The sequence below is a fragment of the Pseudomonas sp. GL-R-19 genome (assembly GCF_019956375.1).
GTDB lineage: Bacteria > Pseudomonadota > Gammaproteobacteria > Pseudomonadales > Pseudomonadaceae > Aquipseudomonas.
Map to the genome: position 1 here is coordinate 112,398 of NZ_JAHBDJ010000013.1, position 13,012 is coordinate 125,409.

Sequence of the window (13,012 nt, forward strand, 5' to 3'; positions counted from 1 at the left end):
TGATGGCGACTGCGGCGCTCCCGTACTGGCGGCTCTCCAGTTTCTATCTGTTCTATTTCGCCTTGCTCGGCTCGACAGCGCCGTTTCTGGCGCTGTACTTCGATCACCTCGGATTCAGCGCCGCGCGCATCGGCGAGCTGGTGGCGATCCCGATGCTGATGCGCTGCGTGGCGCCGAATATCTGGGGCTGGCTGGGCGACTACACCGGTCAGCGGCTGGCCATCGTGCGCTTCGGCGCGGTGTGCACGCTGCTGACGTTCTCGCTGATTTTCGTCAGCAAGAGCTATGCCTGGCTGGCGATGGTCATGGCCTTGCATGCGTTCTTCTGGCACGCGGTGCTGCCGCAGTTCGAAGTCATCACCCTGGCGCACTTGCAGGGCCAGACCTCGCGCTACAGCCAGATTCGCCTGTGGGGCTCGATCGGTTTCATCATCACCGTGGTCGCGCTGGGTCGGCTGTTCGAATGGCTGAGCCTGGACATCTACCCGGCGGCGCTGGTGTTGATCATGGCCGGTATCGTCCTCAGCAGCCTGTGGGTGCCCAATGCCCAACCGGCGCCGGGCAACCGGGTGGCGGGGGAGGGCTTCCTCAAGCAACTGCGCAACCCCGGCGTATTGGCGTTTTATGCGTGCGTGGCGCTGATGCAGATGAGCCACGGACCGTACTACACGTTTTTAACCCTGCACCTTGAGCGACTGGGTTACAGCCGTGGCGTGATCGGCATGCTCTGGGCGGTCGGCGTGGTCGCCGAAGTCCTGATGTTTCTGGCCATGAGCCGGATCTTCGCGCGCTTCTCGCTGCGCCGGGTGTTGATGGCCAGTTTTCTGCTGGCGGCGTTGCGTTGGCTGTTGCTGGGTTCGCTCGCGGAGTTTCTTTGGGTGCTGTTGTTTGCCCAGGTGCTGCACGCGGCGACGTTCGGCAGCTTTCACGCCGCTGCCATTTCATTCGTGCAACGTAGTTTCGGTGCGCGCCAGCAAGGCCAGGGTCAAGCGTTGTACGCCGCACTGGCCGGCACCGGCGGTGCATTGGGCGCGTTGTATTCCGGCTACAGCTGGAATGCCCTCGGTGCGGCATGGACATTTAGTATTGCCAGCCTCGCAGCGCTCGCCGCTGCCGTTATCATTGCCACACGTATGCAAGAGGACAGGCCATGAGCCTTACCCGTGAACACCTCGCCCAGGAAATCATCGACGCCGGGCGTTTTCTGTACGGCCGCGGCTGGTCGCCGGCCACCAGCAGCAATTATTCGACCCGCCTGTCGCCGACCGAAGCCTTGCTGACCGTGTCCGGCAAGCACAAGGGGCAACTCGGCATGGACGATGTGCTGGCCACCGATCTGTCAGGCAATAGCCTGGAACCGGGCAAGAAACCGTCCGCCGAAACCCTGTTGCACACCCAGCTCTACAGCTGGCGCCCGGAGATCGGCGCGGTGCTGCACACCCATTCGGTGAATGCCACCGTGCTGTCGCGCCTGACGCCGCAAGACTTCATCGAGTTCGAAGACTACGAACTGCAAAAAGCCTTCAGTGGTGTGACCACCCACGAATCCCGGGTGCGGGTGCCGATTTTCGACAACGATCAGGACATTGCGCGCCTGGCCGCCAAGGTGCAGCCTTGGCTGGACGCCCATCCCGATTGCGTCGGCTACCTGATCCGTGGTCATGGCCTCTACACTTGGGGCGCGCGCATGGGCGATGCCCTGCGGCAGATCGAGGCCTTTGAATTTTTGTTCGAGTGCGAGTTGAAGATGCGCTCGCTCTTTAAAGCATGAACCGTTAAGGAGTTGCCCTGATGAGCAGCCTGTCCGTTTATCACGTCTCCAGCCCTGAAATCCCCAACAAGGTGCTGACCCATTTCGAAGACATTGCCTCGACCCTGGCCGAGCAGGGCGTGCGTTTCGACCGCTGGCAAGCCGCCACAAAACTCCAGCCGGGCGCCAGCCAGGATGAAGTGATCGCCGCCTATCAAGAGCAAATCGACCAGCTGATGACCGAACGCGGTTACATCACCGTCGACGTGATCAGCCTCAATAGCGATCACCCGCAAAAAGCCGAATTGCGTGCCAAGTTCCTCAACGAACACCGCCATGGCGAAGATGAAGTACGATTTTTCGTCGCCGGCCGTGGCTTGTTTACCCTGCACATCGACGATTACGTCTACGCCGTGCTGTGCGAGAAAAACGACCTGATCTCGGTGCCAGCGGGCACCAAACACTGGTTCGACATGGGCGAGCACCCGCATTTCATTGCGATCCGCCTGTTCAACAACCCGGAAGGCTGGGTGGCCAACTTCACCGGCGAAGACATCGCCAATCAATTCCCGCGTCTTGAGGACTGAGTCGATGACGATCAAAGCGATTCTCACCGACATCGAAGGCACCACCAGTGCAGTGAGTTTTGTGTTCGACGTGCTGTTTCCTTACGCGGCCAAGCATCTGCCGACGTTTGTTCGCCAGCAGGCCGAGCGCGCCGATGTGGCTGAGCAACTGGCTGCCGTGCGTCGTGACAGCAACGAGCCGGACGCCGATGTCGAGCGCGTTGTCGAGATCCTGCTGGGCTGGATTGCCGAAGACCGCAAGGCCACGCCGTTGAAAGCGTTACAGGGAATGGTCTGGGCGCAGGGCTATCAGGCCGGGCAGTTGAAGGGGCACGTGTACCCGGACGCCGTGGAAGCGCTCAAACGCTGGCACCAGGATGGTTTTCAACTGTTTGTTTATTCCTCCGGTTCGATCCAGGCCCAGCGGTTGATCTTCGGCTGCTCCGAGGCGGGAGACCTGACGCCGTTGTTCAGTGGCTACTTCGATACCACTTCAGGGCCCAAGCGCGAGGCGCAGTCCTACGCCAACATTACGCAGGCGATTGAGCTCGAGGCGGGGCAGATTCTGTTTTTGTCGGACATCGTCGAAGAACTCGACGCGGCGCGTGCGGCGGGGATGGCTACTTGCGGGCTGGCCCGCGAAGGCGGCGAACTGGCAGGGCATGTCACCGTGAACAGTTTTGCGCGGATCGATCCTGCTAATTTCTAAACGCTACAAAACCTGTGGGAGCGAGCCTGCTCGCGAAGAGGGCGTGTCAGTCAACATCAACGTTGAATGACACACCGCTTTCGCGAGCAGGCTCGCTCCCACATTTTTTACAGCGAGTGATAGGTCGGCAGGGCAAACCGTTGCTGGCTCTGCAGCATGGAAATCTGCGGTAATTCGCTGGCTTGTTCAGCGAGGTCGCGGCGAATCGCGCTGATGACCCAGGACAGTTGATCGCCATTGTGCAATTGCTGGTAGGAGATCGAGCGCATGAATTCTCTGCCGTCGGCGCTGCGCAAGGTCAGCAGAATCCCGCCATCAGGGCGGTCCTGGGTAGTGACTGCGAAGTTGGAGAACAAGGACGAAAATTTTTCCTGGATAAGGCTCATGTCGTTCAGCTCCATGATGACTTGAATGGCAAGCATGGAGAGACTGTTGCAGCCTTTGTGCCAGTATTTTAAGTTGTTAAATGTTAATAAAATCAATAGCTTACTATTTTTAGTGATTTTTGCTTTCGTGCAATCTGCATGAATGGCCATCGTGCATCCTGCATTTTGCAGGTACGTCGGCGACTCGATGGAACCAATTGGCGCGCACGGGATCATCTTCGCGCAGCGCAATCGCGGATCAAGATCGCGGATACAAAACATTTCAAAAACCGCGTGTACAGCTCAAGAACCGTTGACGTATTTTCGGGCTCAGTCATCGCCGCCCGACAATAAAAAAAGATCGAACGGGAGCAATCATGAGCCGTACGTCGAACGACACGATTACCTGGGGCATGATGCTCCGCAAGTTGCCTTCCATCGCCAAAGCCATCCCCCGGGTGGTGAAGGGCATGAAGGCCGCCAACGTCAAGGACCCGACCCAAGCGTGTGGTTTGGGCTGGAGTTTCGAGCAAGCCACATTGCGCAACCCGAAGGGGCCGGCGCTGTTGCAAGGCGAGGTAACGCTCAGTTACTCCGAGGTTAACCAATGGGCCAACCGCATTGCTCATCACCTGATCGGCCAAGGCATCGGCAAGGGTGATGTGGTGGCGGTCTTTATCGAGAACCGTCCGGAACTGCTGGTGACGATTCTCGCGGTGGCCAAGGTCGGCGCGATCAGTGCGCTGCTCAATACCTCGCAGACCCGCGACACCCTGGTGCACAGTGTGAATCTGGTGGCGCCGGTGGCGATCGTTGTCGGTGAAGAGTTGGTCCCTGCGTACCTGGCGATACGTGATCGGGTGTTGATCAAGGCTGACCGAACCTGGTTCGTCGCCGATCAGGACACCTCTCGCCAACCGGGTATCGCCCCTGAAGGTTTCATCAACCTGATGACCGCCAGTCTCGACGACGCCAGCGACAACCCGCCCAGCAGCCAGCAGATTTTCTTCGACGATCCCTGCTTTTATATCTACACCTCGGGCACCACGGGGCTGCCCAAGGCTGGGGTGTTCAAGCACGGACGCTGGATGCGCAGCTCTGCGAGCTTCGGCATGATCGCCCTGGACATGCGCCCCGACGATGTCGTCTATTGCACCTTGCCGCTGTACCACGCCACGGGCCTTTGCGTGTGCTGGGGGGCAGCCGTCAGCGGTGCCAGCGGGTTCGCCATCCGCCGCAAATTCAGCGCCAGCCAGTTCTGGAACGACGCGCGCAAGTACCGGGCGACCACCATCGGTTATGTCGGCGAACTGTGCCGCTACCTGGTCGATCAACCGCCCTGCGCCGACGACAACCGGCACGATGTGAAGAAAATGATCGGCAACGGTCTGCGTCCCGGCGCCTGGAACGAGTTCAAGACCCGCTTTGCAGTGAATCACATCTGCGAGCTGTACGCCGCCAGTGACGGCAATATCGGCTTCACCAATATTCTTAACTTCGACAACACCATTGGTTTTTCCCTGATGCGCTGGGAGCTGGTCGCGTACGACCACGACAGCGGCGCGCCGATTCGTCAGGCCAATGGCTTGATGCGCAAGGTCGCCAAAGGCGAGCAGGGGTTGTTGCTGGCGAAAATCGATGACAAGGCACCGTTGGACGGCTACACCGATCCGCAGAAAACCGCCAAGGTCGTGTTCCAGGATGTGTTCGAAAAGGGTGACCGCTACTTCAACACCGGCGACCTGTTGCGCAACATCGGTTTCGGTCATGCGCAGTTTGTCGACCGCCTGGGCGATACCTACCGCTGGAAGGGCGAAAACGTCTCGACCACGGAGGTTGAAAACATCCTCCTGCAACATCCGCTTATTTCCGAAGCCGTGGCCTATGGCGTGGAAATCCGCAACACCAATGGCCGCGCCGGGATGGCGGCGATTACCCCGGCCGAATCCCTGGCAACCCTGGACTTCAGTGAACTGCTGGCCTTCGCCCGCGAGCAAATGCCGGCCTATGCGGTGCCGTTATTCCTGCGGGTGAAAGTGAAAATGGAAACCACCGGGACGTTCAAATATCAGAAGACCCGACTCAAGGACGAGGGCTTCGACCCGGGTAAAACCGGAGATGACCCGATCTATGCCTGGCTGCCGGGGACCCAGACTTACGTGCAGGTCACGCAGCAGTTGTTGACCGACATTCACGGTGGCAAGTACCGCTATTGAATCTGGCTATGGCGGCCCATGAGAAAAAACAAGTGACAGTGCCGGGAGCGCTCGGGAAACTGTCGGCTTTTACGAATGACAGAAAAGGGAGTGCCCAATGTCAGACAAAAGCCGCCAGATGACCCCCGAAGAAGCCGCCGAATTCACCGAACAGGTATTCAACAAGGCACGGGAGGGCGATGCGGCAATGATGGCCGCGCTGCTGACCAAGGGTTTGCCGCCGAACCTGCGTAACCACAAGGGCGATACCTTGCTGATGTTGGCCGCGTACCACGGCCATGTGGACACGGTAAAAGTCCTGCTGGAACACAAGGCCGACCCGGAGATCCGCAACGACAACGGCCAGAGCCCGATTGCCGGCGCCGCCTTCAAGGGCGACCTGGCGGTGATCAAGGCCTTGGTCGAGGGTGGCGCGCAGGTTGAAGGCTCGTCCTTCGATGGCCGCACGGCGCTGATGATGGCGGCGATGTTCAACCGCGTTGAGGTGGTCGATTACCTGATCGGCAAGGGCGCCGACCCGAAAGCCAAGGACGCCAATGGCATCACCGCGCTGGAAGCGGCTAAAACCATGGGGGCTTCCGATACCGTTGCGCAGTTGCAGAAACTGGTTGGCTGATTGCTTTAAAAGATCGCAGCCTTCGGCAGCTCCTACATTGAGTGGCGTACACCAGTAGGAGCTGCCGAAGGCTGCGATCTTTTTTGGCCATTCGAACCTATCCTTGCGCTATCCTTCGCGCCCTCAATATTCCCCTCGCTACAGGATCCGCCCCATGAAAGCCGCACTCGTCGAACTCATCAGCAAAATCAGCTCCGGGTGCATGGGCGAAGACGAAATCCTCAAGGTCGCAGACGAAGCGGCCCAGGCCTACGCCGATCAGGATGCTTTTCTGACGGCCAATCCGGACATCAACTACGACGAAACCTTCCCGATCCCGCTGGGTGAGTGGGTGGTGGTCGGCAGCCTGCCGGAAACGGTGCTGTTCCAGGCTGACACCTACATGGATCTGTTCGCGCAAATCGCCGCGTCGTTCGGCCCGGGCGTGGAATTCAATCTCAAGCCCAAGCAACTGGCCAAGACCGAAGCCCTGACCGCGCTCAATCGCATTCAGGTGCAGATGAGCAGCCTGAACAAGGAAAATGGTGGCTATACGCTGATGAACTTCAGCCAGTTGCTCGATGAGGCGTTACAGGTGGTGCTGGTCTACGGCAATGACGTGCCACGCGTGTTGGAATTGTGCGCAGAAGTCGGCATCGTGGCCGTGCCATCCCTGGAAGCCCTGAAAGTGGCGATCCACGTCTGATAGCCAAACCCTGTCAATAAAAAGGAACCCTCGCGACGACCGTCTATCCTGAGAGGGCATATCACTCTTTGGGAGCGTCACCATGGGTTCCACGTTCAACAGCCTGGTTGCCTTGATCATTTTTGCCCTGGACATCTGGGCCATCATCAACGTATTCAAAAGTAGCGCCGAGACCGGGATGAAAATCCTCTGGGTGCTGCTGATTGCGCTGTTGCCGGTGCTGGGACTGATCATCTGGGCCATCGCGGGGCCGCGGGGTAACGTCAAGTTCTGAACAAGCGACACTAAACCTGTGGGAGCGAGCCTGCTCGCGAAGAACGATGACGCGCAGCCGCTGAAACACCGCATCGCCTGCTTCGCGAGCAGGCTCGCTCCCACAGTGTTCTGCGGGGCCTTTGATGACGAAGGTTCGACCTGTCATCTTCCGCGACGTAGAATGCGCGCCTTTCCCGGTCAATCGAAACGATCGAATGACCATCATGGGCGGGTAACCGTCCGTTGCCACCCGCATTCATCGGAGCACTTCCCATGAGCATCACCCCGACCAGCGACTACCTGGAAACCCTCTACGAAGGCTACGGCCAGCGTTTTCGCATGGAAAAACTGCTGCACGAAGTGCGCACCGAACACCAGCACCTGGTGATCTTCGAGAACCCGCGCATGGGCCGGGTGATGGCGCTGGACGGCGTGATCCAGACCACCGAAGCCGACGAGTTCATCTATCACGAAATGCTGACTCACGTGCCGATCCTCGCCCATGGCACCGCCAAGCGCGTGCTGATCATTGGCGGCGGCGATGGCGGCATGTTGCGTGAAGTGGCCAAGCACCGCAGTGTCGAGCACATCACCATGGTCGAGATCGACGGCACCGTGGTCGACATGTGCAAGGAGTTTCTGCCGAACCACTCCAAAGGTGCATTCGAAGATCCACGCCTGAACCTGGTGATCGATGACGGCATGCGTTTCGTCGCCACCACCACTGAAAAATTCGACGTGATCATTTCCGACTCCACCGACCCGATCGGACCGGGGGAAGTGCTGTTCTCGGAAAACTTCTACCAGGCCTGCCACCGCTGCCTGAATGAAGGCGGCATCCTGGTGACGCAGAACGGCACGCCGTTCATGCAGATCGAAGAAGTGAAGACCACCGCCGGTCGCCTGCGCAGCCTGTTCCCGGACTGGCACTTCTATCAGGCCGCCGTACCGACCTACATCGGCGGCTCGATGACCTTCGCCTGGGGCGCCACCAATACCGCTTATCGCAAGTTGTCCCGCGAAACCCTGCAACAGCGCTTCACGGGCAGTGGCATCGTCACCCGCTACTACAATCCTGAAATCCACATTGGCGCCTTCGCCTTGCCGCAATACGTGTTGCAGGCGGTGAACAAGCCAGGCAACGACTAAAACCATGTAGGAGCGAGCCTGCTCGCGATGGCGTCAGACCAGTCAATATGGATGTTGAATGTTCCTCTGCCATCGCGAGCAGGCTCGCTCCTACATGGATTGCAGCGGAACAAGGCGGAACAATTAGCCAGCTAACAAGGTCGAGATAGGGGTAAACCCATCCATGGGTTTTACCGAGGAGGCACCAATGCAAAAGTGGAAAGTCACTTTCGTGGATGATCATGGCGAAACCGTCAACGAAGTCTTTGAGTGCACCGAGCGCCCGGACTACGAGCGTGCCGCCAGGCTCATCAAGGCCCGGCTTCTTCCTGTCGCCGCCGAACTGGATCTGAACGATCTGGAAGGGCGGACCACTGATGCGTGCGTCAAAGAACTCAAGCTCCAGAACAGCATTCAAATCCTCGGCATTACTCCAATCTGAACGACACCTGTCGCATTCACATCCAGGCCTTGGCAGAGGCTCTATCTTGAGGCTACTCTGCAAGCGAGATCAGCGAACGGATCGCTAAGGTCTGGTCTTGTCAGCTCCATGCTTGTTTCCCGCCGGCACATCGGTTGCCGTCGCTCGCGCTATTCGGTTGCGAGTGAGGGAGTACGGAAAGTCTATCCATCGTATTGAGGAGGACGTTTCATGAGCACAGCCTATCAAGAAGACATCAGCAGCAGCGTTCTGCGCCGCATGAAAGAAGGCGGTTTTGACTTTTCACGGTTTCATCCCATCGAGTTCTACGCCATTTTTCCGGATGAGGAGCGGGCACGCAGGGCGGCAGGTCATTTCCACCGTGGTGAATCCCTGAATGCGCAAGTCAGTGTGCGTGACGATGGCGCCTGGGCGCTGGAGTTGTGCAAAGTCATGTATGCCACCTACGACGACATCGGCGATTTCGAACAGGGTTTCGAAGCGGTGGTCGAGCCGTTGGGTGGCATCATCGAAGGCTGGGGTGTGAAACAGGAGGTACGAGGGCGACTCGCATAACTTATGAACAGTGACAACCAGCATTGACGGCTGACCTTCGGGTTGGCCGTTTTCGTTTGTGGGCTTAAAGATTAAAAGATCGCAGCCTGCGGCAGCTCCTACATTTGAATGGCGTACATCCTGTAGGAGCTGCCGCAGGCTGCGATCTTTTGACGTTGTTTTTATTTCGCAATATTTCGCGAAGGCAAAAAAAACCGCCCAAAACGGGCGGTTAAAAGGGAAGTTCGGTCAGCTTTTCAGCGAATGGACGGATTATCCACCGCGTTAACCGGGCAGTGAAATCAACTCTGACTATGCTGGTGATAGGCGATCACAGCGCCTTGCAATGAAGCGGGGGCAATCAGGTTGGGGCATTTGTCGCACAGGATTGGTGCGGTGCGTGCGTCTTGATTATCCAACCGATTGAAATATAAGCGTTTATGCCGATGGCACGGGCCTTGCGAAGGTCTGGACGTCCGAGTGACAAGGAGTACGGCATGATCCGCACCTATTTTGATGAGATGTACGATGCCGGCGGCCTGGTCCGCCCGCATTATCGGGAGTTTGCCCGTTGGCTGGCCGAGACGCCTGACGAGCTTCTGGCACAACGGCGACGCGAGGCCGATCTGTTGTTTCATCGCGCCGGGATAACCTTCACGCTCTACGGTGATGAGCAGGGGACAGAGCGCCTGATTCCCTTCGACACCATCCCCCGCAGCATCCCCGCCAGTGAATGGCGGGTCGTCGAGCGCGGCTGCATCCAGCGGGTCAAGGCGTTGAACATGTTCCTCGCCGACCTTTACCACGAGCAGCGCATCATCAAGGCCGGCATCATTCCGGCCGAGCAGGTGCTGGCCAACGAGCAGTACCAGTTGGCGATGCAGGGCCTGGATTTGCACCGCGATATCTATTCGCACATTTCCGGTGTCGACCTGGTACGCGACGGCGACGGCACCTACTACGTGCTCGAAGACAATCTGCGTACACCGAGCGGCGTCAGTTACATGCTCGAAGACCGCAAGATGATGATGCGCCTGTTCCCCGAGCTGTTCGCGGCACAACGCATCGCTCCCATCGACCACTACCCGAACCTGCTGCTCGATACCCTGAAAAGCTCAAGTCCCATCGACAATCCAAGCGTGGTGGTGCTGACACCCGGCCGCTTCAACAGCGCGTTCTTCGAGCATGCGTTTCTCGCGCGGGAAATGGGTGTGGAGCTGGTGGAAGGCGCGGACCTGTTCGTGCGCGATGACAAGGTGTTCATGCGCACCACGGACGGGCCGAAAGCCGTCGACGTGATCTACCGTCGCCTCGACGATGCCTTCCTCGATCCGCTGGCGTTCAATCCGGATTCGATGCTTGGCGTGCCAGGGCTGCTGTCGTCCTACCGCTCCGGCAACGTGGTGCTGGCGAATGCCATCGGCACCGGGGTCGCGGACGACAAGTCGGTGTACCCCTTCGTCACGGACATGATTCGTTTCTACCTGGATGAAGAGCCGATCCTGAAGAACGTGCCGACATGGCAGTGTCGTAATCCCTCGGAGCTGTCCCACGTGCTGGCCAATCTTCCAGAGCTGGTGGTCAAAGAAACCCAGGGTTCCGGCGGTTACGGAATGCTGGTGGGGCCAGCGGCGACGGCGGCGGAAATCGAATCGTTCCGCGAGCGGATCAAAGCCAAGCCCCACGCGTACATCGCCCAACCGACGTTGTCTTTGTCGACCTGCCCGACCTTTGTCGAAAACGGCATCGCTCCACGCCACATCGACCTTCGCCCGTTTGTATTGTCGGGCCGCGAAACCCGGGTCGTGCCCGGCGGTTTGACCCGCGTCGCCCTGCGCGAAGGCTCCCTGGTGGTCAATTCCTCCCAGGGCGGCGGAACCAAGGACACCTGGGTGGTTGAGGATTAAAGGAAGCCTGTCATGTTAAGTAGAACTGCCTCGGATTTGTATTGGATGTCGCGTTACCTGGAGCGGGCGGAAAACCTCGCCCGGATGCTCGACATCAGCTATTCGCTGTCGCTGATGCCGCAGGACGGACGTGGCGACGGTTTGCACGAATTGGCCATGCCGCTGTTGATCACCGGTACCCTGGACGACTACCTGGAGCGCCATGGTGAATTGCATGCCGAACGGTTGCTGCACTTCTTCGCCCTGGATGCGGCCAACCCGGCGAGCATCTACAGCTGCCTCGGTGCCGCACGGGCCAGTGCTCATGCGGTGCGTGGGCGCATCACCGCCGACATGTGGGAAAACATCAACGCCACCTGGCTGGAAATTCGCGGCATCGCCGAACAGGGGCTCGGTCGCTACGGCATGAGCCGTTTCTGCGAGTGGATCAAGGAACGTTCCCACCTGTTCCGGGGCGCGTCCTACGGCACCATCATGCGTAACGATGCGTTTCGCTTCATTCGTCTGGGGACCTTTATCGAGCGGGCGGACAACACCTTGCGCCTGCTCGATGCCCGCTACGAAATGGCTGGCGATCAGGCCGAAGCGGTCAGCGATGGCACGGCTCACGCCTATTACCAATGGAGCGCGTTGCTGCGGGCGTTATCGTCGTTCGAGGCCTACACGGAAATCTACCGCGACGCCCCCGGCGCCCGGCATGTCGCCGAGCTGCTGTTGCTGCGGGCCGATGTACCGCGATCCCTGCGCGCCTGCACCGAAGAAATCGACCAGATCCTCGCGCAATTGCCGGGGGCCAACGGTCGCCCCGCACAACGCCTGGCGGCAGAAATTGACGCACGCCTGCGCTACACCGGCATCACCGAAATTCTTGACGAAGGCCTGCACGCCTGGCTGACCGAGTTCATCCCGCTGGTGCGCCAGTTGGGTAACGCCATACACAGTTCCTACCTGGAGGCTGCATGAGACTTTCCATTAGCCACGAAACCACCTATCACTACGAAGATCAGGTGCGGGCGAGCATCCAGTACCTGCGACTGACCCCCCACGACAGCGAGCGCCAGCACGTGCTCAGCTGGCAGCTCGACCTGCCACGCCCGGTGCGCGCGCAACTCGATCCGTTCGGCAACATTCTGCATGTGCTGACCCTGGACGAGCCCCACGAGGCGATCATCATCGGTGCTCGTGGCCAGGTCGATATTGACGAAATGCGTGAGGCCGAACACGAGAGCCAGTCGGCGTTGCCATTCCTGCGCTTCACCCGTTTGACCGAAGCCGACGCCGCCCTGCGTGAGTTCGCAGAGAAGGCCTGCAAGCAACGCCGCGATCGCACGGCGCTGATCGATCTGATGCATGGCCTCAACCAGCATATGACCTACACGCCGGGCTCCACGGAAGTCGACACCAGCGCGGCCAAGGCCTTTGCCGGGCGCTCCGGCGTGTGTCAGGACCACACTCACGCGTTTCTCGCCTGCACCCGCAGCCTGGGCATTCCTGCGCGTTATGTGTCGGGCTATCTGTACAGCGAAAACAGCGAACACCTGGCCAGCCACGCCTGGGCCGAAGCCTGGCTGGATGATGCCTGGTACAGCTTCGACGTGACCAATGAACTGGCGCGGCCGGAACGTCACCTGAAGCTGGCGGTGGGCCTGGACTACCTGGATGCCTGTCCGGTGCGCGGGATGCGCCGGGGCGGCGGGTGTGAGCAGATGCACGCCAAGGTGCTGGTGTCACCGACGCTCGCGCCGGTGATTTCCGTCCAACAGCAATAATCTGATGGATCACCCTTGTAGGAGCTGCCGCAGGCTGCGATCTTTTGATTTTGATATTAAAGATCAAAAG

The 13,012-nt window shown here is 59.2% G+C and carries 15 protein-coding genes; 14 read left to right on the forward strand and 1 reads right to left on the reverse strand.

The genetic code is table 11. The features are described 5' to 3' along the window. Positions 1 to 2: 2 nt before the first annotated feature. From KGA83_RS08875 to mtnC, 4 genes are read left to right on the forward strand one after another with little or no spacing between them, the layout of a single operon-like run. Positions 3 to 1,154 carry an MFS transporter gene (locus tag KGA83_RS08875; protein ID WP_108218971.1) on the forward strand — a complete coding sequence of 384 codons (1,152 nt, stop codon included), beginning with the start codon at positions 3 to 5 and terminating at the stop codon, positions 1,152 to 1,154. Next, positions 1,151 to 1,771 carry a methylthioribulose 1-phosphate dehydratase gene (locus KGA83_RS08880; RefSeq protein ID WP_108218970.1) on the forward strand — a complete coding sequence of 207 codons (621 nt, stop codon included), beginning with the start codon at positions 1,151 to 1,153 and terminating at the stop codon, positions 1,769 to 1,771. Before KGA83_RS08875 ends, KGA83_RS08880 begins: the two co-directional genes overlap by 4 nt. Before the next feature lie 20 nt (positions 1,772 to 1,791). Next, a complete protein-coding gene (locus KGA83_RS08885) occupies positions 1,792 to 2,337 on the forward strand; it encodes a 1,2-dihydroxy-3-keto-5-methylthiopentene dioxygenase (protein ID WP_108218969.1) in 546 nt (181 codons plus the stop codon). Positions 2,338 to 2,341: 4 nt separating this feature from the next. Next, the gene (gene mtnC, locus KGA83_RS08890) at positions 2,342 to 3,025 is read left to right on the forward strand and encodes an acireductone synthase (protein ID WP_108218968.1); all 684 of its coding nucleotides are present in this window, start codon (positions 2,342 to 2,344) and stop codon (positions 3,023 to 3,025) included. A 107-nt stretch (positions 3,026 to 3,132) separates the two neighbouring features. On the opposite strand, the gene KGA83_RS29915 is transcribed toward mtnC, so the two are convergent. Next, positions 3,133 to 3,411, reverse strand: a complete 279-nt coding sequence (locus tag KGA83_RS29915; protein WP_108219055.1) for a DUF3509 domain-containing protein — start codon at positions 3,409 to 3,411, stop codon at positions 3,133 to 3,135. 356 nt (positions 3,412 to 3,767) lie between these two features. On the opposite strand from KGA83_RS29915, the gene KGA83_RS08905 reads away from it, so the two are divergent. The 10 genes from KGA83_RS08905 (at position 3,768) to KGA83_RS08950 (ending at position 12,942) form a co-directional block, all read left to right on the forward strand. Further along, positions 3,768 to 5,606: a long-chain-acyl-CoA synthetase gene (locus KGA83_RS08905; protein WP_108218967.1), complete on the forward strand. Its 1,839-nt coding sequence runs from the start codon at positions 3,768 to 3,770 to the stop codon at positions 5,604 to 5,606. A gap of 97 nt (positions 5,607 to 5,703) precedes the next feature. Then, positions 5,704 to 6,222 (forward strand): ankyrin repeat domain-containing protein, encoded by a 519-nt coding sequence (locus tag KGA83_RS08910; RefSeq protein WP_108218966.1) that lies wholly within the window; start codon positions 5,704 to 5,706, stop codon positions 6,220 to 6,222. Between the two features lie 154 nt (positions 6,223 to 6,376). Next, positions 6,377 to 6,907, forward strand: a complete 531-nt coding sequence (locus tag KGA83_RS08915) for a hypothetical protein (protein WP_108218965.1) — start codon at positions 6,377 to 6,379, stop codon at positions 6,905 to 6,907. 82 nt (positions 6,908 to 6,989) lie between these two features. Further along, positions 6,990 to 7,181 (forward strand): PLD nuclease N-terminal domain-containing protein, encoded by a 192-nt coding sequence (locus KGA83_RS08920; protein WP_007993066.1) that lies wholly within the window; start codon positions 6,990 to 6,992, stop codon positions 7,179 to 7,181. A gap of 254 nt (positions 7,182 to 7,435) precedes the next feature. Further along, positions 7,436 to 8,311: a polyamine aminopropyltransferase gene (gene speE / locus KGA83_RS08925; RefSeq protein WP_108218963.1), complete on the forward strand. Its 876-nt coding sequence runs from the start codon at positions 7,436 to 7,438 to the stop codon at positions 8,309 to 8,311. A 187-nt stretch (positions 8,312 to 8,498) separates the two neighbouring features. Further along, positions 8,499 to 8,732: a hypothetical protein gene (locus KGA83_RS08930; protein WP_108218962.1), complete on the forward strand. Its 234-nt coding sequence runs from the start codon at positions 8,499 to 8,501 to the stop codon at positions 8,730 to 8,732. 210 nt (positions 8,733 to 8,942) lie between these two features. Beyond that, positions 8,943 to 9,287, forward strand: coding sequence for a ribonuclease E inhibitor RraB (locus KGA83_RS08935; protein WP_108218961.1), 345 nt, complete (start codon positions 8,943 to 8,945; stop codon positions 9,285 to 9,287). Between the two features lie 476 nt (positions 9,288 to 9,763). Further along, complete coding sequence (locus KGA83_RS08940; protein ID WP_108218960.1) at positions 9,764 to 11,173, forward strand: circularly permuted type 2 ATP-grasp protein; 1,410 nt, start codon at positions 9,764 to 9,766, stop codon at positions 11,171 to 11,173. A 12-nt stretch (positions 11,174 to 11,185) separates the two neighbouring features. Then, positions 11,186 to 12,136, forward strand: coding sequence for an alpha-E domain-containing protein (locus KGA83_RS08945; protein WP_108218959.1), 951 nt, complete (start codon positions 11,186 to 11,188; stop codon positions 12,134 to 12,136). Continuing rightward, complete coding sequence (locus KGA83_RS08950) at positions 12,133 to 12,942, forward strand: transglutaminase N-terminal domain-containing protein (RefSeq protein WP_108218958.1); 810 nt, start codon at positions 12,133 to 12,135, stop codon at positions 12,940 to 12,942. Before KGA83_RS08945 ends, KGA83_RS08950 begins: the two co-directional genes overlap by 4 nt. Positions 12,943 to 13,012 lie beyond the last annotated feature (70 nt).